The following is a 21,628-nucleotide window of genomic DNA, read 5'->3' as shown; positions in this document are numbered from 1 at the left end:
AGCTCTCTCGTTCGTGAAAATGTCGTGACTGTGGTGGACGGGATTCGGGTGACGCGGGGTCAGCCCTGGACACCGAAGGGCAGCGTGAAACGCACGTCGCCCTCGACGATGTCGCGCATGTCCGGGATCCCGTTCCGGAACTGGAGTGTGCGCTCGAGCCCCATGCCGAACGCGAACCCGGTGTACACGTCGGGGTCGATTCCGGAGGCGCGCAGCACATTCGGGTTGACCATTCCGCAGCCACCCCACTCGACCCAGCCCGCGCCGCCCTTCTTGTTCGGGAACCAGACGTCGACCTCCGCGGACGGTTCCGTGAACGGGAAGTAGTTCGGGCGCATCCGGGTGCGGGTCTCGGGACCGAACAGTGCGCGGGCGAACGCGTCGAGCGTGCCGCGCAGGTGGGCCATGGTGAGGCCCTTGTCGACGGCGAGTCCCTCCACCTGAGAGAACACCGGGGTGTGGGTCGCGTCGAGTTCGTCGGTACGGAACGTCCGCCCCGGGCACACCACGTAGATCGGCACCTCGCGGGAAAGCATCGTGCGCACCTGAACCGGCGACGTGTGCGTGCGGAGCACCTGGCGCGAGCCCTCCGGTGCGATGTGGAACGTGTCCTGCATGGTCCGCGCGGGGTGATCGGGCAGGAAGTTCAGGGCATCGAAGTTGAAGTGCTCGGTCTCCACCTCCGGCCCCTCGGCGACCTCCCAGCCCATCGCGACGAACACGTCCTCGACCTGCTCGGAGATGATGCTGATCGGGTGGCGGGCTCCCACCGGCTGACGCTGCGACGGCAGCGTCACGTCGATGGCCTCGGCCACGAGGACGGCCGCGTCGCGCTCGGCGAGCAGGACGGCGCGGCGCTCGTCGAACGCCGCACTGATCCGGGTGCGGGCGACGTTCACGCGCTTGCCTGCGTCGGCTTTCTCCTTGCCCGGCAGGGCTCCGAGTCCGCGGCGGGCGAGGGCGATCGGCGACCTGTCACCCATGTGCTCGACCTTGACCTTCGCCAGGTCGTCGAGATCCGCCGCCGATGCGAACGCCTTTTCCGCGCTCTCGGCTGCCGCAGTCAGAGCGTCTTCGGTGAGCGCACTCGCATCGACCGCGCCGCCTTCGACCCCCGTGGAGGCAGCGCCCTCTTTTTTAGCCACGACCGGTGCCACTCCTTAAGTTCTTTCAGTCAACACTCTCGACGAAACCGAAACAGCTCGCCGTCAAATCCTATGCGATCCGATTTTCGCCGTTTCAGCTGTCGGTTCGCTTGCGGTTCTGGACCCGCGCGCTCGAGTACAGGCAGATCGACGCCGCCGTCGCCAGGTTGAGGCTCTCGGCTCGGCCGTGGATCGGAATCCGCACCCGGTGATCGGCTCGCGCCGAGGTCGCTGCGTCGAGGCCGTGGGCCTCGTTGCCGAACAGCCACGCCGTGGGGCGGGCCAGCAGCTCGTCGGCATCGTCCAGATCGACTTCGCCGTCGGCCGCCGTGGCGAGCAACTGAATCCCCGCCGCGCTGATGCTGTCGAGGACCGCCGCGGTGTCCCGCTCACGCACCACCGGGAGGTGGAAGAGGCTTCCAGCGGACGCACGGACGCATTTGCCGTTGTGCGGGTCGACGCTGTCGCCCGCGAGAATCGCCGCGTCCGCGCCCACCGCGTCGGCTACCCGGATGACGGTGCCCGCGTTGCCGGGCTCCGCGACCGCGACCGGAACCGCGAGCAAACGAGTTCCGGGGCCTATCGCCTCCGCCAGCGGAACGTCGAGGAGGTCGCACACCGCGACGAGACCCGGCGGGGTCACCGTGTCGCTGAGCGCTCGAACCGCACGGTCCGTCACCAGCGACGTCCGGACGCCAACAGAATGCGCCCGGTCGATCAGTGTCGAGTACCGCTGCTCCGCATCCTCGGTGTAGAAGAGGTCGTGCACGGGGCGGGTGCCGAGTGCCTCGCCGACGGAGTTCTCGCCCTCCACCAGGAAGCGCCCGACCTTGCGGCGTTCCGCGGTGCGGAGCAGCTTGACAGCAGAAACGACCCGTGGGGTGCGCTCGGTGAGCGGGTCCACGGGTCGTTTCCGAGGCTCTGAAGGCCGGGGTGCTGCGAGACTCAGGCTGCTTCTCCGGCCGGAGCGTTCACGTCGGCCGGGAGCGCCGCCTTGGCGAGGGCCACGAGGCCGGCGAATGCCGCCGCGTCGGAAACGGCCAGCTCGGCGAGGTTCTTGCGGTCGACCTCGATCTCGGCCAGACGCAGACCCTGGATCAGGCGGTTGTACGTGATGTCGTTCGCCCGTGCAGCAGCGTTGATACGCGTGATCCACAGCTTGCGGAAGTCGCCCTTGCGCGCGCGGCGGTCACGGTAGGCGTAGGTCAGCGAGTGGAGCTGCTGTTCCTTCGCCTTGCGGTACAGGCGCGAGCGCTGTCCGCGGTAGCCGCTGGAGGCTTCGAGAATCGAACGACGCTTCTTCTGGGCGTTTACCGCCCTCTTTACGCGTGCCACTGAAAAATCCTGTCAATCTTGGGGCGGTGAGCTGCCCCGGGTGGTCAGTAAAAGGGTGTCGACTCAGATGTCGAGCAGGCGCTTGATGCGAGGAGTGTCAGCCTTGCTGACGACTGCCACGCCATCGAGGCGACGGGTCACCTTCGTGGCCTTGTGCTCGAGCAGGTGGCGGCGACCGGCCTTCTGGCGCAGGATCTTTCCGCTGCCGGACACCTTGAATCGCTTCGCGGTGCCGCTGTGGGTCTTCGACTTGGGCATGGAGTCCTCAGTTCTCTGTATCCGGACCGTGATCCGGGTCGTGCTGGTGTAGTCGGACTAGCTGGTCGGCGCTTCGCCGGGCGCACTGTCGCCCGCCTGCTCCGCAGGTGTCGCCGGAGCCTGTGCCGGTGCGGCCGGCGCGGGAGTTGCACGCTGCGCCGGCGGCGCGGCGGCGCTTTCCTGCGCCTTCACACGGGTCTTCGCGCCCTTGTGCGGAGCGAGCACCATCGTCATGTTTCGACCGTCCTGCTTGGCGGACGTCTCCACGAACCCGAGATCCGCGACGTCTGCACCGAGACGCTGCAGCAACCGGAATCCGAGCTCCGGACGCGACTGCTCACGTCCGCGGAACATGATCGTGACCTTGACCTTGGATCCGGCTTCGAGGAAGCGCACGACGTTGCGCTTCTTCGTCTCGTAGTCGTGATCGTCGATCTTGGGGCGGAGCTTCTGCTCCTTGATGACCGTGAGCTGCTGGTTCTTGCGCGACTCACGCGCCTTCTGCGCGGCCTCGTACTTGAACTTGCCGTAGTCCATGATCTTGCAGACCGGCGGGCGAGCGTCGGGGGCCACCTCGACCAGGTCGAGATCGGCCTCGAGGGCCAAGCGGAGTGCATCTTCAACACGCACGATGCCAACCTGTTCACCTCCGGGTCCGACGAGGCGGACCTCGGGAACTCGGATGCGATCGTTGATGCGGGTCTCAGTGCTGATGGGGCCTCCTAGGTTGAACGGTCTTGTCTCGAGACCGCCAGCAGCCCGTACGCCCGGATTCCCAACAAAAAAGCCCCGCTGCGGTGAATGACTCTCACCATGCGGGGCCCGATGTCGACCGATCAGACGAACTCACGGCTCACGCCGATCCCTCATCTCCTCACACTCGAGGAACTCGAACCGAGTAACCTCGGACCGAGCGACCGGACCACTGAACTGCAGTTTTACCTGCCGCGCAGAGGTGGGAGTCGGACTCCACTTGCTGCCCCCGACAAATCCGAAGGCGGTCGTTGGGTCAAGAGTAACATTTGCGCACGTCGTGAGCTAATCGATACCGGGACGTTGCGCCGGCGGACGCTGGTGGAATCCTCTAAGGCATGACGGACAACATCGATGACACCCCGAACGACGGCACCCTGACCGGCGGTGACCAGAATACCGACGTCCGGGAACTGGCCGACGTTCCCTCGGTCGAGGTCATCAGCCGCGCCGCGGTCATGCTCATGAGTTCGGCAGCCGAGAAACTCGGCCTCTCCGACGCCGACCCCGACTCCAGCCCCCACCGCGACCTCGACGAGGCCCGCCGGGTCATCACCGCCCTCGCCGGCCTGGTAACCGCGTCCATCGAGTACCTCGGACCGCACGCGGGACCGATCCGGGAAGGCCTCCAGGCGCTGCAGCGCGCCTTCCGCGAAGCGTCCTCGCACCCGGACGAACCGGGCAAGGGTCCGGGCGAGAAGTACACCGGCCCCGTGTACTGACATGGCGAGCCGCAACAAGACCGCGCAGACGCCCGCCGACGTCGACGAGTTCCTCGCCACGATCGCCGACCCGGTGAAGCGCGCCGACAGCACACACCTGGTGGAACTGCTCACCGCCGCGAGCGGGGAGCCCGCCGCGATGTGGGGCACCAGCATCGTCGGGTTCGGCTCGCGCCACTACAGGCATGCCAGCGGACACGAGGGCGATACCGCACTGATCGGCTTCTCGCCCCGGGCCGCGGCACTCACCCTGTACCTCTCGCTCGACTTTTCCGAGCACGAGGCCGAACTCGCCGCGCTCGGCAAGCACACACTCGGCAAGGGCTGCCTGTACGTCAGGAAGCTCGCCGACGTCGACGAGTCGGTTCTCGTCTCGTTGCTGAACCGATCCGTGGCCGCCGCCCGCGCGCTCTGATCGAATCTCAGCGCTCGAACACGCTGCGCGCGTCGGCCGGCGGTTCGCCGAAGAGACTCGGATCGCGCGGGACGAACGACCGGCCGGTGAGGGTGGCGTCGGACACCCGGTCCAGCCGGAACCACCGCACACCCGCGCGGCTCAGGCACCACGCGACGAGGAACCACGATCCCCTCGTGTGAGCGAGAAGGTGCGGTTCGACGACGCGGTCGGTGCGCTCACCGTCCCGGTCCACATATCGGAGCGACACCAGCAGTTCGCGCTGCACTGCGTCTTCGACGACGCGGCGGATGCGTGGTTCCGCGCTCGCCGTGTCGTCGTCTCGCCGGATCCACACCTTCGCGCCGAGTCGGTGCACCCGCTCCCTCGACTCGGCATCCATCACGTCGAGCAGCTTGGCCAGCGCGGCGCGGCCGTCGGTCGCGAACGGCGCATCGCGAAACGCCGTGAGGGCCAGGGCCACCGAGACCGCTTGCGCGGGCGTGAAATTCACGGGCGGCAACGTGCCGTTCCCGATGATCCCGTATCCCCCACCCGGCCCGGCAGTGGCCCAGATCGGGGCACCCGAGGACTGCAGCACGGCGATGTCCCGCTTGATCGTCCGGGTGGTCACCTCGAACTGCGCCGCCAACTGCTCCGCGGTCCGGCCCCGGTCACCCGCACGGCGCAGTTCTTCGGTCAGGGCGTGGAGGCGAGCGGCGCGGTCCATGAGGGCAGTCTGCCGAACGACCCCGGCAAAGTCCCGATTCTGACCGACCGATTCCGTTATGCGACTGTGACACATACGGTGACACGCAGATGTCACCGTTACGGGTTCACTCTTGTCTCATGACCCAGACAAGCGAAGCACACGACAGCACAGACACTCACATCATCCTGGCTCCCGGATTCTGGCTCGGCGCATGGGCTTGGGAGGCAGTGGCTTCCGACCTGGTCCGGCGAGGACACCACGTCACCGCGGTGACGTTGCCCGGACTCGGCTCCGCGGACAGCGACCGCGCCGGCATCCGACTGGACGATCACATCTCCGCAATCGGTGACGTCGTCGCGAACACACCGTCGTCGGAGCGGATTGTGCTCGTCGCGCACAGCGGTGCGGGACCGGTGGCCTACGCGGCGAGCGATCGGGTGCACGGCCGACTGGCCCGCATCGTCTACGTCGACTCGGGACCACTGCAGAACGGCACCGCACTCCGTGAGGATCTCGATCCTTCGGTCGCCGAGATCCCGCTTCCGTCGTGGTCCGAACTTGAGGCCGACGGCAGCAGTCTCGACGGACTCGACGACGTCATGCTCGAGACGTTCCGTAACCGCGCAGTGCCCGAACCGGCCGGTCCCGCGAGGGACAGGCTCGAACTCCGCGACAGCGGCCGGCTGGACGTGCCGACCACGGTGATCTGCACCAGCTTCCCGTCGGAGGTCATTCAGCAGATGGCAGGCGCGGGCCATCCGATGGCCGCCGAACTCGCGCAGATCGCGAAGGTCGAGTACGTCGATCTGCCGACCGGTCACTGGCCGATGTGGTCGCGGCCCGCAGACCTCGCGACCGCGATCGACGCGGCCGCGAGGGACTGACCGAACTCAGCTGACTGCCGCGGCCTTCTTCGGCGCCCGCTTACGCGGTGTCGCCGTGGCGGCCGCGGCAGTCTTCTTCGTCGAAGCGGACTTCCGTGTCGCCGACGACTTGGCCGCCTTCGATTTCGCCGCAGCGGGAGCCGCCGGCACCTCGAGGACGTTTTCCAGGAACCGACCCGTGTAACTCTCCGGAACCTGCGCCACCTCCTCCGGAGTGCCCTGCGCGACGACGGTTCCACCGCCGGACCCGCCCTCGGGCCCCATGTCGACCACCCAGTCGGAGGTCTTGATCACGTCGAGGTTGTGCTCGATCACGATCACCGTGTTGCCCTTGTCGACCAACCCGTTGACGACACCGAGCAGCTTACGGATGTCCTCGAAGTGCAGACCCGTCGTGGGCTCGTCGAGGATGTACACCGTGCGGCCGGTCGAACGTTTCTGCAGTTCGGCAGCAAGTTTCACGCGCTGCGCCTCACCACCGGACAACGTCGGCGCGGGCTGACCGAGCCGCACGTACCCGAGTCCGACCTCGACCAGGGTCTTGAGGTAGCGGTGGATCGAGGTGATGGGCTCGAAGAACTCCGCGGCCTCCTCGATCGGCATGTCCAGGACCTCGGCGATGGTCTTGCCCTTGTAGTGGACCTCGAGAGTCTCGCGGTTGTACCGGGCGCCGTGGCAGACCTCGCACGGCACGTACACGTCGGGCAGGAAGTTCATCTCGATCTTCAGCGTGCCGTCGCCCGAGCAGGCCTCGCACCGGCCGCCCTTGACGTTGAACGAGAACCGGCCCGGCTGGTAGCCGCGCACCTTCGACTCCGTGGTGGCGGCGAACAGGGTGCGGATCTTGTCGAACACCCCGGTGTAGGTGGCCGCATTGGACCGCGGGGTGCGGCCGATCGGCGACTGGTCGACCTGCACGAGCTTGTCCAGCTGGTCGAGCCCGTTGATGCGGGTGTGCCGGCCCGGCACCTGGCGGGCGCCGTTGAGTTTGTTCGCCATCACCGTCGCGAGGATGTCGTTGACGAGCGTCGACTTACCGGACCCGGACACGCCGGTGACCGACGTGAGCACACCCAGCGGGAAACTGACGTCGATACCCCCGAGGTTGTGTTCGCGCGCGCCGATCACCGTGACCTGCCGCTTGCGATCGACCGGTCGGCGGATGGCCGGAATCTCGATGTGACTGCGCCCCGACAGGTACGCGCCGGTGAGGGATTCCTCGCAGTCGAGCAGTTCCTCGTACGGCCCGCTGTGGACGACCTTGCCTCCGTGCTCGCCTGCGAGCGGTCCGATGTCGACCACCCAGTCGGACGTCCGGATGGTGTCTTCGTCGTGTTCGACCACGATGAGTGTGTTCCCGAGGTCGCGAAGACGCGTCAGGGTCTCGATGAGACGCCGGTTGTCGCGCTGATGCAGACCGATCGACGGCTCGTCGAGGACGTACAGGACGCCCACCAGGCCCGAGCCGATCTGGGTGGCGAGGCGAATACGCTGCGCCTCACCGCCGGACAGGGTGCCTGCGGCGCGGGCGAGCGACAGGTATTCGAGGCCGACGTCGAGCAGGAAGCCGAGACGTGCCTGGACCTCCTTGAGCACCTGACCGGCGATGGCCTCCTCGCGACTGCCCAGCGTGAGGCTGTTCAGGAAGTCGGCGCAATCGGAGATCGACAGTTCACAGACCTCGGCGATCGACTTCATGCCGAACTTCTCGTTCGCGATCGTGACCGACAGGATCTCGGGGCGCAGACGCGCACCGCCACACGCGGGACAGGGGGTGTCTCGCATGTAGCCGTCGTAGCGTTCCTTCATCTGGTCCGACTCGGTCTGCTCGAGCCGGCGGTGCAGGAACGGCATGACGCCCTCGAACTCGGCGTAGTAGGAACGGGTACGCCCGTACCGGTTCTTGTATCGGACGTGGACCTGTTCCTCGCTGCCCTCCAGGATCGCGCGGCGTGCCTTCGCGGGCAGCTTGTTCCACGGCGTCTTCATGTCGAAGCCGAGAATGTCGCCGAGCCCGGACAGCAGGCGGCCGAAGTATTCGGAACTCTGCCCCATCGACCACGGTGCGATCGCTCCGTCCTCGAGGGACAGCTCGGGATCGGGGACCACGAGGTCGGGGTCGACCTCCTTGCGGATGCCGAGGCCGGTGCACTCGGGGCACGCGCCGTACGGGGAGTTGAACGAGAACGACCGGGGTTCGAGGTCGTCGATGGAGAGCGCGTGTCCGTTCGGGCACGCGAGCTTCTCCGAGAACCGGCGTTCCCGGTCTGCGGCGTTCTCTTCGCGGTCGACGAAGTCGAGGACGACGATGCCCTCCGCCAACCGCAGCGCGGTCTCGACGGAATCGGTGAGCCGCTGCTTGGAGCTGGCCTTGACGGTGAGGCGGTCGACGACGACCTCGATGTCGTGCTTCTCCTGCTTCTTGAGCTTGGGCGGATCGGACAGCGGATGCACGACGCCGTCGACCCGCACACGTGAGTAGCCCTGCATGTTGAGCTGGTCGAACAGGTCGACGAATTCACCCTTGCGGGTCCGCACGACGGGAGCGAGCACCTGGAAGCGGGTGCCTTCCTCCATGTCGAGGACCTGGTCGACGATCTGCTGCGGCGTCTGCCGCGCGATCTGCTCACCACACACCGGGCAGTGGGCGGTGCCGGCGCGGGCGTACAGCAGACGGAGGTAGTCGTAGACCTCCGTGATGGTGCCGACCGTCGACCGCGGGTTGCGGTTGGTCGACTTCTGGTCGATGGACACCGCAGGCGACAGACCTTCGATGAAGTCGACGTCGGGCTTGTCCATCTGACCGAGGAACTGGCGCGCGTACGCCGACAGCGACTCGACGTAGCGTCGCTGACCCTCGGCGAAGATCGTGTCGAACGCCAGACTCGACTTGCCCGAGCCCGACAGCCCGGTGAACACGATCAGGCTGTCGCGGGGCAGATCGAGATCGACCCCTCGCAGATTGTGCTCACGGGCACCCCGCACGATAAGGCGATCCGCCACTCCAAGTCCCTTCATTGTTCGACAGCCGAGGACACGCATGAACGCTGGGCCCTCTGGCCGTGCCATGGTAAGCCGGGGCACCGACAGGTTCTGTGGGACGGATGGCCGCCCTGCCACTCACCTGCCTGTATTCGACGGTAGCCTCCCCATCATGACCGAGCAGCCCATGGTGATAGAAGACTCGTACACCGGCCACGTCTCCCCCGGGTCGGCGCCGCAGCGCCGCACGGTTCCGGGAGCCACGATCACGAAGATGTCCGTCGGCCCCATGGACAACAACGTGTACCTGGTCGTCTGTTCCACAACCGGAAAATCCGTCCTCATCGACGCCGCCAACGAGGCGGACCGCGTCAACCAACTGATCGGCGAACACGCTCCGTCCCTCGAGCTGATCGTCACCACACACCAGCACGGCGACCACTGGCTGGCGCTCGAGGACGTCGCGGCCGCCACCCGCGTGGACACCGCCGCCCATCCGCTCGACGCCGACGCACTGCCCGTCCGGCCCGACCGTCTCCTCGAGGACGGTGACACGGTCACCGTCGGCGACGTCACCCTCGACGTGATCCACCTCGCCGGCCACACCCCCGGCTCCGTCGCACTCGCGCTCACCGAGGCCGGCGGCGGACGCACCCATCTCTTCACCGGCGACTCCCTCTTCCCCGGCGGCGTCGGTAAGACCGCCGACGCCGGCAAGTTCGCATCGCTGCTCTCCGACGTCGAAACCAAGCTCTTCGACCGCTACGGCGACGACACGGTCGTCTACCCCGGCCACGGTGACGACACCACCCTCGGGGCCGAGCGCCCCCACCTCGGGGAGTGGCGCGAGCGCGGCTGGTGACCCCACCCGATCGCCGATTGCGCACCGAACGGTCCGCGATTGGCGATCGGCCTCCCTGGGTACTGGTGAATGGGCAGCACGTCGGTTCGGCAACTCAGTCGTACGCCGACGGCTGCCCAGAACTCTCGTTAGTGTGAGACGGGAGAACTCGAGATTGGGAGGCCAGGAATGCTTGTCCGTCGTATCGCTCGCCCACTGCTGTCCGCAGTCTTCATCAGCGGAGGGATCGATGCACTTCGAAATCCGGCGCAGAGAGCACAGGCCGCCGCACCACTGATCGACAAGTCCACCGAGGCGCTTCCCGGGTCCGTCACGCAGAAGATCCCGTCCGACCCGGAGACGTTGGTCAAGATCAACGCCGCCGTGCAGATCGGCGGCGGAATTCTTCTCGCCACCGGGAAGGCGCCGCGACTCGCGTCCCTCGCGCTTGCCGGCAGCCTCGTGCCCACTACCGTTGTGGGGCACGACTTCTGGAACGAGACCGACCCCGCCAAGAAGGCGGCGCAGCGCACTCAGTTCCTCAAGAACGTCAGCCTGCTCGGCGGACTGCTGATCGCCGCCGTCGACACCGAGGGCAAGCCGTCCCTCGGCTGGCGTGGCCGTCGCGCCGCCCGGCACGCACAGGAGACCGTGGCAGCGGCTCTGCCGCTCGGATCGGGTCACGACCATCACGGTCCCGAGATCGCGGAGGCGTTGGCTGCGGCGTCGGAGCGCGCACGCATCCTGTCCGGTGAGGCCGCCGAGCGCGGGTCCGGGCTCCTCGAGATCGCGAAAGACCGTGGCGCCGAATTCGCGAAGGTCGCGGCGGACCGCGGCCCCGAGTGGGCGGACGTCGCGAAGGAACACGGCTCCGAGTGGGCCGAAATCGCCAAGGAACACGGCTCCGAGTGGGCCGAGGTCGCCAAGGAGCGCGGCGCGGAACTCGTCGAACTGGCAAAGGAACGCGGAGCGGAACTCGTCGACGTCGCCAAAGAGCGCGGCCCGGAATTGGCCGAGGTCGCCCGCGAGAAGAGCGGCGAATGGGCAGGCACCGCCGCGGAACGCAGTGAGGTGCTGAGCAAGCGGGCCCGCAAGCAAGCGGAAACCGCGCTCGAGAAGGCCCGAGCGAAGCGGGACGAACTGTCCCACTGACCCGATCCGCGGCGCCGACCGGCGCCGGATATTCGATCTGATCGGCCCCGGAGATCGCCCCTGACCTGCACTGTCAGCGGGCCGCCTCCGGGGCCGACTAGACTGTCCAGGCACTTTTGCAGCCGATCCGGTTGCAGCCGAACCAGTCAAGGAGACCTCTTGCCCGACGAGGACACGTCACGCGACGAGCGCGAGCTCGAGCAGCAGTACGTGACGATGCTCTACACCCGACTGGACGGCCTTCGCCAGTACGCGGCGAACCGGCTGAGCCGTGTTCTGCTCGAAACCGGCGGGACCCCGCAAGCCCGCAGCGAGCGGGAGTCGTTCAACCAGCTCTACACCGAAGACCTCGCCAAATACGACGCCGCCGAGAACGGTCTGTGCTTCGGGCGAATCGATCTCGACGGCGAGCACCGCTACATCGGCCGACTCGGCATCCTCGACGAGGAGAACGACTACGAGACGATGCTCCTCGATTGGCGTGCGCCCCTTGCCCGCCCGTTCTACCTCGCCACCCCCGCCGCCCCCGACGGCGTCTCCCGTCGACGGCACATCCGGACGCGAAGCCGCCGGGTGACGGCCGTCAACGACGAGTATCTGGATCTGGCGGCGGCGGAGGCCGCGGGCACGGTCACCGGCTCGGACGGCGTCGCGGGTGAGAGTGCGCTGCTCGCGGCCCTCAACGCGGCCCGCACGGGTCAAATGAACGACATCGTCGAGACGATCCAGGGTGAACAGGACGCCATCATCCGGTCGGAACACAAGAGTGTGCTGGTGGTCCAGGGCGGACCCGGAACCGGCAAGACCGCGGTCGCTCTGCACCGCGCCGCCTACCTGCTGTACACCTACCGTCAGCAGCTCGCCAAGGCCGGTGTCCTCATCATCGGCCCCAACGCCACGTTCCTCGACTACATCGGTCAGGTGCTGCCGTCGCTCGGCGAGACCGGTGTGCTGCTCTCGACCATCGGCGACCTCTACCCCGGCGTCCGCGCCACCGTCGAGGACGGCCTCGACGCCGGCGAGATCAAGGGCTCGCTCGACATGCTCGACGTCCTCAAGAAGGCGGTCCGGGACCGGCAGGAGGTGCCGTCGCGTCCCGTCGAGCTGACGTTCGACACCTACCGGATCACCCTCGACCGCAAGGTCGTCACCCGCGCTCGTGGCCGGGCGAGGTCGTCGCGACGCCCGCACAACCTGGCCCGTCCCATCTTCGTCTCGTCGGTCATCGAGGCACTCGCCCAGCAACTCGCGGACACACTGGGCGCCAACGTCGTCGACGGCGGCAACCTGCTGAGCCGGGACGACATCGCCGATATGCGGGACGAGATGCGCGAAGACCCGGAGATCATGACGGCGATCAGTGCGCTGTGGCCGGAACTGTCACCGCAGCAGGTCCTCGCCGAACTGTATGCCTCGCCGAAGCGACTGGCCGACGCCGCGCCGAATCTGACCGAAGCGCAACGTGAGTCGCTGCGACGCCCCGTCATGCGCGGCTTCAGTGCCGCCGACGCACCCCTGCTCGACGAATTGGCGGAACTGCTCGGCGTCGACGACGCCGCCGAACGGGAGCGCGCCCGCCGCCAGTGGCGCGCCCAGATCGCGGATGCCCAGGGCGCTCTGGACATCCTGACCGGTTCGGCGCCACAGGATCTCGAGGACGAGCTGGACCCGGAAATTCTGATGGCCTACGACCTGATCGACGCCAGTCAGCTGGCCGAACGCCACGACGTGGGACAGCACCAGACGACCGCGGAGCGCGCAGCGGGCGACCGAACCTGGACCTACGGCCACGTGATCGTCGACGAGGCGCAGGAGCTCTCGGAGATGGCCTGGCGAATGCTGATGCGGCGCATACCGAATCGCTGGATGACGCTCGTCGGCGACACCGCGCAGACCGGCGACCCGGCGGGAACGTCGTCGTGGCAACGGATCCTCGAGCCGTACGTGGCCACACGGTGGAAGCTGACGGAACTGACCGTCAACTACCGCACTCCGGCGGAGATCATGACGACGGCACGGCGGGTTCTCGCCGAGATCGACGCCGAACAGACAGTGCCGCGGTCGGTGCGCGAATCCGGTTTCGCTCCGTGGGCACTGCAGGTGTCCGAAGGCGAACTCGCAGACACCGTGCGCACCTGCGTGTCCCGGGAAACCGGACCGGGCACCACTGTCGTGATCGGGGGCCACGACCTCGTCGCCGCACTCTCCGACCTGAGGTCGGACACCGTCAGCGTCCTGACGGTTCGGGACGTCAAGGGGTTGGAGTTCGACTCGGTGCTCATCGCCGAACCCCAGGACATTCTCGACGAGTCGCCGCGGGGAATGAACGACCTCTACGTCGCCCTGACCCGCGCGACGCAACGACTCGGTGTGGTGCACACCAAGACCTTGCCCTCGGTGCTGTCCGAACTCGGTCCGGCCGAGGTCGGGATTCTGTCGTGACACCGGGCGGCCGCGGTCGGCTGATGGGGTGTGGGCTCGTCCTCACCGCGATCGTGCTGACCGCGTGTTCGGAGGCCACCGCCTCCGATCCGCCGTCAACGGCCTCGGTTGTGTCCACGACAGCCGCGTCACACCTGGACGCCCGTGGCCTGCGCTACAAGGAGTCGCTGATCGGAGCCGGCATACCGGCGCTGCCCGACGACACGGTCATGGCACTCGCCAACGGGATTTGCGGTCAGCTGTCCGGGGGCACCGACGAGGCGACGATCCTCGCGCATCTGACCCCGATAGCGCAGTTCGCCTCGGCGACGTCGGATATCGGCCTCACCACCGAACAGGTGGCGCAGGTCTATCTCGATGCCGCCGAGGCGAATTACTGCTGATCGAGTCGTGCGTCAGCGCACCGTGTGGACGATGAGGACGTCGGACGTCGACTTGCGTGCGGCATCCGACGGAACCGAGCCGAGGAGACGCCCGGTAAGGGTGTTGAGTCCCCGGTTGCCGATCACCAGGAGACCGGCCTCGACCTCGTCGACCAGGTTCAGCAGCGATTCGACGGGGGCGCCGACGACGGCGCGTTCCACGACCTCCTTGGCGCCGGCGGCGTGGGCGCGCTCCTTCGCGGTGCGGAGGATCTCGTACGTCGGGGCAGAACCGGTGATCTGGTAGGCCTCGTCACCGAGCGCGTCGGCGGCCTGCCCGACGTCCTTCGGATCGGCCGGGTAGTACGCGCAGGCGATGATCAGCTTGGCGCCGGCGTCCCCCGCGATGGCGGCAGCCTTCTCGACGGCCAGAAACGACGACTCGGAGCCATCGGTTCCGACGACAACGGTCCGGTAGGCGCTCATTCATTCCTCCATGTCTGCGGTGGTCAATTGGCCGGGGTCCGGACATCCGTCATGCCTGGACCCAGCAGCCACTGCGCTGACCCTAGCTGTATCGGTGCCCGCATAGGTGCATTTGCAACACATGCCACAGGGGATATCCCCAGTGCATGACGGATCACATTCCGGACGCGCCCGGGCTGTGATCAGCGTCAACGTGACGTGCCGACCTTGGGACCGAACACGCCGGCCGGGAACACCCCCGCCGCGACGATCGCGTCACGCCACGGGGTCGCGAGTTCGACGAGCCGGGCCGCCCCGTCCTCCCCCAGCGCGGCCCACGGGGCCAGCGCGAGATCGTCGGTGAGATCCTCGACCAGTTCGCGCAGTTCCTTGCCGTCTGCGGTGAGTTCACCCCGCGCATCCAGGATCTCGCGGTCGCGCAGACTGTCGCTCGCCGAGTCCCACTGGTCCTGAGTCCAGGCGCGGCGGGTGATCGCGAACTTCTTCTGGAATCCGAATCCGGTCGCGGTGTGCGTGATCAGAGATTCGAGTCCGCTGAGCCCCGCCGTCTGCAGGGCGGCGACGTGACCGTCGCCGCGGTACTCCCGCAACAACGTGAGGGCATGCCAGAAGGCGAGGTGCGGTGCGTCCGGCCACTCCACCTCCGCATAACCCGCGTATAGGGGCCTACCCTCGACACCCTGGATCCCCCGGGCGGCGATCGACGCGAGTTCGGCGGCCTCGGCCATCTCCGGAGAATTCGTCACCGATTCGCCGAGAAGTCGCACATACGCCTCCCCGACTGCCCGGTATCGCGCCGCGACGATTGCCGCGGGCGTGGCCAGACCCCAGGCACGCGGAATGACCGACTCGATCACGGCCGGACTGAAGTTGAAGAAGGTCGCAGTGACGACGCCCGCACCGACCGCGCCCAACGCCGCGGAGCGGCCCGCGAAGTAGCCCATCCGACCCGGCTCGAGACCCGCCTCGACCAGACGATCCTCGACCTCGGGAACGAAATAGCTGAGGGAATGAAGCAACTCCAAGGACCGGGCGGTACTACCTGCGCTGTGTGCATCCATGCTTCAGACCGTACTGCCTCGACGCCGCCGCTATTTCAGGCCCGCGGCGTCCATGCCGCGCAGCTCCTTCTTCAGGTCGGCGATCTCGTCGCGCAGTCGCCCGGCGAGTTCGAACTGCAGATCGCGGGCGGCGTTCATCATCTGATCGGTCAATTCCTTGACCAGGTCCGCCAACTCCGCCCTGGGCATCGACTTCGTGTCGCGACCCTCGTAGACCCCGGCGCTGACCGAGCGTCCGGCCTCGCCCTGCGCGCGGCGCCCGCGGGTGGCGTTGCGTCCGGAACCGCCGACGTCGACCCCGCTGGCCGTGTCCTCGGCTTCCTCGTAGACCTGGTCGAGGATGTCCGCGATCTTCTTCCGCAGCGGCTGCGGATCGACGCCCATCTTCTCGTTGTAGGCGATCTGCTTCTCACGCCGCCGCTCGGTCTCCTCGATCGCGTGCTGCATCGAGTCGGTGATCTTGTCGGCGTACATGTGGACCTGGCCGGAGACGTTACGAGCTGCACGGCCGATGGTCTGGATGAGGCTGGTCGAGCTCCGGAGGAACCCCTCCTTGTCGGCGTCGAGGATGGCCACCAACGACACCTCGGGAAGGTCGAGGCCCTCACGCAGCAGGTTGATACCCACCAGAACGTCGTACTCCCCGAGCCGAAGCTGCCGGAGCAGCTCGACCCGTCGCAGGGTGTCGATGTCCGAGTGCAGGTACCGCACCCGGATCCCGAGTTCGAGGAGGTAGTCGGTGAGGTCTTCCGCCATCTTCTTCGTCAACGTGGTGACGAGGACGCGCTCGTCGCGGTCCGCGCGTTCGCGGATCTCGTGCACGAGGTCGTCGATCTGCCCCTTGGTCGGTTTGACGACCACCTGGGGGTCGACGAGACCGGTGGGGCGGATGACCTGCTCGACGAACTCCCCGCCTGCCTGTCCGAGCTCGTACTTGCCGGGTGTGGCCGACAGGTACACCGTCTGCCCGATGCGCTGGGTGAATTCCTCCCAGGTCAGCGGGCGGTTGTCGGTGGCGGACGGCAACCGGAACCCGAACTCGACGAGGTTCCGCTTACGCGACATGTCACCCTCGTACATCGCGCCGATCTGCGGGACCGTCACGTGGGACTCGTCGATGACGAGGAGGAAGTCCTCCGGGAAGTAGTCGATCAGTGTGGCGGGCGCGGTGCCCGGCCCACGACCGTCGATGTGACGCGAGTAGTTCTCGATGCCGGAGCAGAACCCGACCTGCTTGATCATCTCGAGGTCGTACTGTGTGCGCATCCGCAGCCGCTGCGCCTCGAGCAGCTTGCCCTTGTTCTCGAGGTCGGCGAGCCGTTCCTCGAGTTCGGCTTCGATGTCCTTGACGGCGCGTTCCATCCGCTCGGGACCCGCGACGTAATGCGTCGCCGGGAAGATGCGCACCGAGTCGACCTTCCGCACCACGTCCCCGGTGAGGGGGTGCAGGTAGTACAGCGCCTCGATCTCGTCGCCGAAGAACTCGATCCGCACCGCCAGCTCCTCGTAGGAGGGAATGATCTCGACGGTGTCGCCGCGCACCCGGAAGGATCCGCGGGTGAACGCCAGATCGTTGCGGGTGTACTGCACATCGACCAGCAGCCGCAGCAGCGCATCGCGCGGAACCTCCACACCGACCTCGAGCTGCACCGACCGGTCGAGGTACGACTGCGGGGTGCCGAGGCCGTAGATGCACGACACGGACGCCACCACGACCACGTCCCGCCGCGAGAGCAGGCTCGACGTCGCGGAGTGGCGCAGTCGCTCGACGTCGTCGTTGATCGACGAGTCCTTCTCGATGTAGGTGTCGGTCTGCGCGATGTACGCCTCGGGCTGGTAGTAGTCGTAGTACGAGACGAAGTACTCGACGGAGTTGTTGGGCAGCATGTCGCGAAGCTCGTTGGCCAACTGCGCGGCGAGCGTCTTGTTGGGCGCCATCACCAGGGTGGGCCGCTGCACCTTCTCGATCAACCACGCCGTGGTCGCGGACTTACCCGTACCGGTGGCGCCGAGCAGGACCACGTCCTTCTCGCCGGCGTTGATGCGGCGTTCCAGATCGGCGATCGCGGTGGGCTGGTCGCCGGCCGGCTTGTGGTCGCTGACGACCTCGAACCGCGCTTCCGACCGCTCGATATCCCCGATGGGACGGAACTCGGAATGTGCCACCACGGGGTGCTCGGATGCAAACGCCATGCAACCAGGGTAGGCGCAGGTACCGACAAACTCCCCGACGATCTCCGTGGGCTGAAAAACCCGGTAGGTTCCCCACCATGGCAGGCGCGAGTCACGACATCCACCCACCGAAGGTCGAGTACTTCGACCTACGAGATCACACCAACACCGACCCCAAGGGGTTCGTCCGCCACGTCGATCACTACCGCGTCGAGCCGTGGGGGCTGTACATGGCGCGCACCTCCGACCACCGGCAGTTCCACTACCTGGAGTCGTGGCTGCTCCCCGACCTCGGTCTGCGCGCGTCGATCTTCCACTACCACCCCTACCACCAGCGCGATCAGGACCACTACGTCGACATCGGCACCTTCACCCGAGGTGACGACGTGTGGAAGTCGGAGGACCACTACCTGGACCTGGTCGTCCGCACCGGCCGGGACACCGAACTCCTCGACGTCGACGAGTTGATGGAGGCGCACAGCACCGGACTGCTCGACACCGCGACGGTCGAGCAGGCGATCCTCACCGCCACCACGGCGATCGACGGAATTGCCGCGCACGGCCACGACCTCGGCCGGTGGCTGGCCTCGATCGGGATGCCGATCGACTGGCGGTGACCTACGCGCGCCAGCCGGTCCGCTCGGCCCATTCCCACGCCCGGTGATAGGCGCGGTCGAACCACGGGGACTTCGCGTCGACGTAGGCGGTGATCGCGTCGCGGTAGTCCGTGTGACCGGCAGCCTTCTCCGCCGCACCTTCCTTGACCGCGAGGTACTCGGTGCGGGCGTCGGTGTCGGCGCGCAGCCAGTCGCGGAACACGAGCGCGAACTGCTGCCCGGGCCACCCGTCGACACGAAGATGGATGTTGACGGGCCGTCCCGGGTCGGCACCGCCGTGGATTCGCTTGCCCCACAGCGCCGGGTCGGTCTCTCCGCCCTGGTACGAGGGCTTCGGGTCGTCGGCGGTGATGTGCTCGATGCGGGGGAACCCGGCGTCGGCGAGTGATTCGGCGAGGTCGTCCGCCGTTTCGAGGTTCGCGACCGTCACCTGCACGTCGAGGACGTCCTTGGCGGGCAATCCCTCGACGGCCGTCGACCCGATGTGGTCGACCCGGACAGCGCGGTCACCGCACACCAGTCGCAACCGAGCGATCAGCCGGTCCGCCTGCGCCGGCCACTGCGGGTTCGGCGGGGCGAGTTCGGGCAGGAAACGGACGACGGTCCGGGTGCGGATATTGGACTCGAACGGCACGAGACGCTCCGACCACAGCGCCCGGATCTCCGGCTCGAGTGCGCCCGGGGCGCCGCTGTTGTCGAGCCAGACGTCGGCCGCCGCCCGCCGCTGATCGTCGTCGGCCTGGGCTGCGATCCGCGCCCGCGCATCGGTCTCGGGCATCCCCCGCGATCCGACGAGCCGCTGCACCCGCTCCTCGGCATCGACGAACACAACGACGACCAGGTGGAAGGCAGCGCCCATTCCGCCCTCGACCAGCAGCGGAATGTCCTGGACGAGGATCGCGTCCTTGGGCGCCGATTCGATGGTCTCGGTGGTGCGCGCCCCGACGAGCGGGTGAACGATGGCATTCAGCGCGAGCCGCGATTCGTCGTCGGCAAAGGCGCGGGCGGCCAGGGCGGGCCGGTCGAGCGCGCCGTCCTCCGTCAGGATCTCTTCGCCGAACCGATCGACGAGGGCCGCGAGGCCGGGTGTTCCGGGTTCGACGACCTCCCGCGCAATCAGATCGGCATCGACGATCACGGCCCCGAGTTCGGCGAGGACCTTCGACACGGTGGACTTACCGGCTCCTATGCCTCCAGTGAGGCCGATTCTCAACACGCCCCCCAGTGTTGCACCCGCCGTGCACCGAGTACGCACGTCCCTCGCCGATCTCCACCCTCTTCCCTCCCTGCAGACTCACCTGCCCCAAATACCACAGATGTCCGACACGGTCGGTTATGTTCTAGCGAACGCACCCGACCTGCACCTTCTCGAAGAAGAGGAACGCCATGCGCGATCACCGCAACCAGTTCGGTCGGCACCGCCTCGGCATTGCGGGCGGGGTGCATTGCATCGAGATCCCCGAGGTGGCCTCCGCGCTCGCCGAACATCGCCGGACCTGGCTCACGGCACTCATCGGCCAGGGCAGGCACAGCTTCGCAACGATGCGCAAGCGCGCCGAGGTGCAGTCGTCGTCCGGTTACTGGATTCCCGCCACCGCGAACTGAGCGCCCGCCTCACCCGACACCACTGTGGCCCAACCTCCGAAGAGGTTGGGCCACAGTCATGTTCGGACGTCCTGCAACGACGAGACCCCGCCCCTGCAATGCAGGAGCGGGGTCTTCGGCTTTGCCTGACGAGTCAGGCGGACTTACTAGGCGTTGCCCGACAGCTTCTCGCGCAGTGCGGCGAGCTGTGCGTCGCTGGCGAGCGATCCGCCGGCAGACTCGGACGACGAGGCGCTGGAGGACGCTGCGGCGTCGGCGTCGCCGGCACCCGACTCGGAGGAGTAGCCGGCAGCAGCGGTGGCAGCCTCGGCGGCCTCGTCTGCAGCGGTCTTCTCCATCTGAGCGGTGTGCATCTTGTGACGACGCTCAGCCTCGGCGTAGCGGTTCTCCCACTCTTCACGCTGCTTGTCGAAGCCCTCGAGCCATTCGTTGGTCTCGGGATCGAAGCCCTCGGGGAAGATGTAGTTGCCCTGCTCGTCGTAGCTGTCCGCCATGCCGTACTTGGACGGATCGAACTCGGCGTTGTAGTCCTCGTTGGCCTGCTTCAGCGACAGCGAGATGCGACGACGCTCGAGGTCGATGTCGATGACCTTGACGAGTGCATCGTCGTTGACGCCGACAACCTGGTCCGGGACCTCCACGTGGCGCTCGGCCAGCTCGGAGATGTGGACGAGGCCTTCGATTCCCTCTTCGACGCGCACGAAGGCACCGAACGGAACCAGCTTCGTGACCTTGCCGGGCACGATCTGGCCGATGGCGTGCGTACGGGCGAACTGACGCCACGGGTCTTCCTGGGTGGCCTTGAGCGACAGGGAGACGCGCTCGCGGTCCAGGTCGACGTCGAGAACCTCGACGGTGACCTCGGTGCCGACCTCGACAACCTCGGACGGGTGGTCGATGTGCTTCCAGGACAGCTCGGAAACGTGCACCAGGCCGTCGACGCCGCCCAGGTCCACGAAGGCACCGAAGTTGACGATGGAGGACACGACGCCCTTGCGGACCTGGCCCTTCTGCAGCTGGTGCAGGAACTCGCTGCGAACCTCGGACTGCGTCTGCTCGAGCCATGCGCGGCGCGAGAGGACGACGTTGTTGCGGTTCTTGTCGAGCTCGATGATCTTGGCCTCGATCTCCTTGCCGACGTACGGCTGGAGATCGCGGACACGGCGCATCTCGACGAGCGAAGCGGGGAGGAAGCCACGCAGGCCGATGTCGAGGATCAGGCCGCCCTTGACGACCTCGATGACGGTGCCCTTGACGGCCTCGTCCTTCTCCTTGAGCTCCTCGATGGTGCCCCAGGCACGCTCGTACTGAGCGCGCTTCTTCGACAGGATCAGTCGGCCTTCCTTGTCCTCCTTGGTGAGGACGAGAGCTTCGACCTCATCGCCCACGGAGACGACCTCGTTGGGGTCGACGTCGTGCTTGATGGAGAGCTCACGGGAAGGGATGACGCCTTCGGTCTTGTAACCGATGTCGAGCAGGACCTCGTCACGATCGACCTTGACGATGGTGCCTTCGACGATGTCGCCATCGTTGAAGTACTTGATCGTTGCGTCGATGGCGGCGAGGAAGTCCTCGGCGGAGCCGATGTCGTTGACGGCTACCTGCGGCGAGGTCACGGTGGTGGAGGGCATGTGTTGAGTTGCTCCGGACGGGTTGTGGTCGGTTGATGGTGTTCTGTCGGACAAGCAACCTGAACCGACGGAAC

Annotated in this window: 21 protein-coding genes; 9 read left to right on the top strand and 12 right to left on the bottom strand. The window is 67.1% G+C overall.

What is annotated here, in order from left to right; translation table 11 throughout:
• Nucleotides 1-59 precede the first annotated feature (59 nt).
• The 5 genes from pheS to infC form a co-directional block, all read right to left on the bottom strand.
• Nucleotides 60-1,145 carry a phenylalanine--tRNA ligase subunit alpha gene (gene pheS / locus OYT95_RS34055; RefSeq protein WP_037237508.1) on the bottom strand — a complete coding sequence of 362 codons (1,086 nt, stop codon included), beginning with the start codon at nucleotides 1,143-1,145 and terminating at the stop codon, nucleotides 60-62.
• 94 nt (nucleotides 1,146-1,239) lie between these two features.
• Nucleotides 1,240-2,049, bottom strand: a complete 810-nt coding sequence (locus OYT95_RS34050) for a TrmH family RNA methyltransferase (protein WP_037237361.1) — start codon at nucleotides 2,047-2,049, stop codon at nucleotides 1,240-1,242.
• A 41-nt stretch (nucleotides 2,050-2,090) separates the two neighbouring features.
• Nucleotides 2,091-2,480 (bottom strand): 50S ribosomal protein L20, encoded by a 390-nt coding sequence (rplT, locus tag OYT95_RS34045; protein ID WP_005247385.1) that lies wholly within the window; start codon nucleotides 2,478-2,480, stop codon nucleotides 2,091-2,093.
• Nucleotides 2,481-2,543: 63 nt separating this feature from the next.
• Nucleotides 2,544-2,738 (bottom strand): 50S ribosomal protein L35, encoded by a 195-nt coding sequence (gene rpmI, locus OYT95_RS34040; protein ID WP_005247390.1) that lies wholly within the window; start codon nucleotides 2,736-2,738, stop codon nucleotides 2,544-2,546.
• A 57-nt stretch (nucleotides 2,739-2,795) separates the two neighbouring features.
• Nucleotides 2,796-3,452, bottom strand: coding sequence for a translation initiation factor IF-3 (infC, locus tag OYT95_RS34035; protein ID WP_081792551.1), 657 nt, complete (start codon nucleotides 3,450-3,452; stop codon nucleotides 2,796-2,798).
• A gap of 377 nt (nucleotides 3,453-3,829) precedes the next feature.
• Here infC and OYT95_RS34030 point away from each other — a divergent pair, with 377 nt between their 5' ends.
• A complete protein-coding gene (locus tag OYT95_RS34030; protein WP_005247396.1) occupies nucleotides 3,830-4,213 on the top strand; it encodes a DUF1844 domain-containing protein in 384 nt (127 codons plus the stop codon).
• A gap of 1 nt (nucleotide 4,214) precedes the next feature.
• On the top strand, nucleotides 4,215-4,628 hold the full coding sequence (locus OYT95_RS34025) for a DUF1801 domain-containing protein (protein WP_037237365.1): 414 nt from the start codon (nucleotides 4,215-4,217) through the stop codon (nucleotides 4,626-4,628).
• A gap of 7 nt (nucleotides 4,629-4,635) precedes the next feature.
• Here the strand turns inward: OYT95_RS34025 and OYT95_RS34020 are convergent, their stop codons facing one another.
• On the bottom strand, nucleotides 4,636-5,337 hold the full coding sequence (locus OYT95_RS34020; RefSeq protein WP_037237368.1) for a helix-turn-helix transcriptional regulator: 702 nt from the start codon (nucleotides 5,335-5,337) through the stop codon (nucleotides 4,636-4,638).
• Between the two features lie 119 nt (nucleotides 5,338-5,456).
• On the opposite strand from OYT95_RS34020, the gene OYT95_RS34015 reads away from it, so the two are divergent.
• Nucleotides 5,457-6,203 (top strand): alpha/beta fold hydrolase, encoded by a 747-nt coding sequence (locus OYT95_RS34015; protein ID WP_037237376.1) that lies wholly within the window; start codon nucleotides 5,457-5,459, stop codon nucleotides 6,201-6,203.
• 6 nt (nucleotides 6,204-6,209) lie between these two features.
• Here the strand turns inward: OYT95_RS34015 and uvrA are convergent, their stop codons facing one another.
• Entirely contained in the window at nucleotides 6,210-9,206 is a 2,997-nt protein-coding gene (uvrA, locus tag OYT95_RS34010) for an excinuclease ABC subunit UvrA (protein WP_176572849.1), read from the bottom strand.
• A 151-nt stretch (nucleotides 9,207-9,357) separates the two neighbouring features.
• On the opposite strand from uvrA, the gene OYT95_RS34005 reads away from it, so the two are divergent.
• The 4 genes from OYT95_RS34005 (at nucleotide 9,358) to OYT95_RS33990 (ending at nucleotide 14,003) form a co-directional block, all read left to right on the top strand.
• Nucleotides 9,358-10,047 carry an MBL fold metallo-hydrolase gene (locus tag OYT95_RS34005; RefSeq protein ID WP_037237381.1) on the top strand — a complete coding sequence of 230 codons (690 nt, stop codon included), beginning with the start codon at nucleotides 9,358-9,360 and terminating at the stop codon, nucleotides 10,045-10,047.
• A 168-nt stretch (nucleotides 10,048-10,215) separates the two neighbouring features.
• Nucleotides 10,216-11,178 carry a DoxX family protein gene (locus OYT95_RS34000; RefSeq protein ID WP_037237383.1) on the top strand — a complete coding sequence of 321 codons (963 nt, stop codon included), beginning with the start codon at nucleotides 10,216-10,218 and terminating at the stop codon, nucleotides 11,176-11,178.
• Nucleotides 11,179-11,337: 159 nt separating this feature from the next.
• The gene (locus OYT95_RS33995) at nucleotides 11,338-13,620 is read left to right on the top strand and encodes a HelD family protein (protein WP_268790144.1); all 2,283 of its coding nucleotides are present in this window, start codon (nucleotides 11,338-11,340) and stop codon (nucleotides 13,618-13,620) included.
• Nucleotides 13,617-14,003, top strand: coding sequence for a DUF732 domain-containing protein (locus OYT95_RS33990; RefSeq protein WP_037237385.1), 387 nt, complete (start codon nucleotides 13,617-13,619; stop codon nucleotides 14,001-14,003). The genes OYT95_RS33995 and OYT95_RS33990 overlap by 4 nt, the downstream gene beginning before the upstream one ends.
• 12 nt (nucleotides 14,004-14,015) lie before the next feature.
• Here the strand turns inward: OYT95_RS33990 and OYT95_RS33985 are convergent, their stop codons facing one another.
• The 3 genes from OYT95_RS33985 to uvrB all read right to left on the bottom strand — a co-directional run bounded on the left by OYT95_RS33985 (nucleotide 14,016) and on the right by uvrB (nucleotide 17,722).
• Nucleotides 14,016-14,468, bottom strand: coding sequence for a universal stress protein (locus OYT95_RS33985; protein WP_005247414.1), 453 nt, complete (start codon nucleotides 14,466-14,468; stop codon nucleotides 14,016-14,018).
• Between the two features lie 188 nt (nucleotides 14,469-14,656).
• Nucleotides 14,657-15,529: an SCO6745 family protein gene (locus tag OYT95_RS33980; protein ID WP_037237386.1), complete on the bottom strand. Its 873-nt coding sequence runs from the start codon at nucleotides 15,527-15,529 to the stop codon at nucleotides 14,657-14,659.
• Between the two features lie 30 nt (nucleotides 15,530-15,559).
• On the bottom strand, nucleotides 15,560-17,722 hold the full coding sequence (uvrB, locus tag OYT95_RS33975; RefSeq protein WP_005260403.1) for an excinuclease ABC subunit UvrB: 2,163 nt from the start codon (nucleotides 17,720-17,722) through the stop codon (nucleotides 15,560-15,562).
• 77 nt (nucleotides 17,723-17,799) lie between these two features.
• On the opposite strand from uvrB, the gene OYT95_RS33970 reads away from it, so the two are divergent.
• Nucleotides 17,800-18,318 (top strand): DUF402 domain-containing protein, encoded by a 519-nt coding sequence (locus tag OYT95_RS33970; protein WP_037237387.1) that lies wholly within the window; start codon nucleotides 17,800-17,802, stop codon nucleotides 18,316-18,318.
• A gap of 1 nt (nucleotide 18,319) precedes the next feature.
• Here OYT95_RS33970 and coaE read toward each other — a convergent pair whose 3' ends face one another.
• Complete coding sequence (gene coaE / locus OYT95_RS33965) at nucleotides 18,320-19,534, bottom strand: dephospho-CoA kinase (RefSeq protein ID WP_268790143.1); 1,215 nt, start codon at nucleotides 19,532-19,534, stop codon at nucleotides 18,320-18,322.
• Nucleotides 19,535-19,704: 170 nt separating this feature from the next.
• Between coaE and OYT95_RS33960 the strand changes: the two genes are divergently transcribed.
• Nucleotides 19,705-19,923, top strand: a complete 219-nt coding sequence (locus OYT95_RS33960; RefSeq protein WP_005260399.1) for a hypothetical protein — start codon at nucleotides 19,705-19,707, stop codon at nucleotides 19,921-19,923.
• 146 nt (nucleotides 19,924-20,069) lie between these two features.
• On the opposite strand, the gene rpsA is transcribed toward OYT95_RS33960, so the two are convergent.
• Nucleotides 20,070-21,554 (bottom strand): 30S ribosomal protein S1, encoded by a 1,485-nt coding sequence (rpsA, locus tag OYT95_RS33955; RefSeq protein WP_037237394.1) that lies wholly within the window; start codon nucleotides 21,552-21,554, stop codon nucleotides 20,070-20,072.
• Between the last annotated feature and the right edge of the window lie 74 nt (nucleotides 21,555-21,628).

Source organism: Rhodococcus sp. JS3073, assembly GCF_026810085.1.
GTDB lineage: Bacteria > Actinomycetota > Actinomycetes > Mycobacteriales > Mycobacteriaceae > Rhodococcus_F > Rhodococcus_F wratislaviensis.
This window is presented reverse-complemented; position numbering and strand designations above follow the sequence as displayed.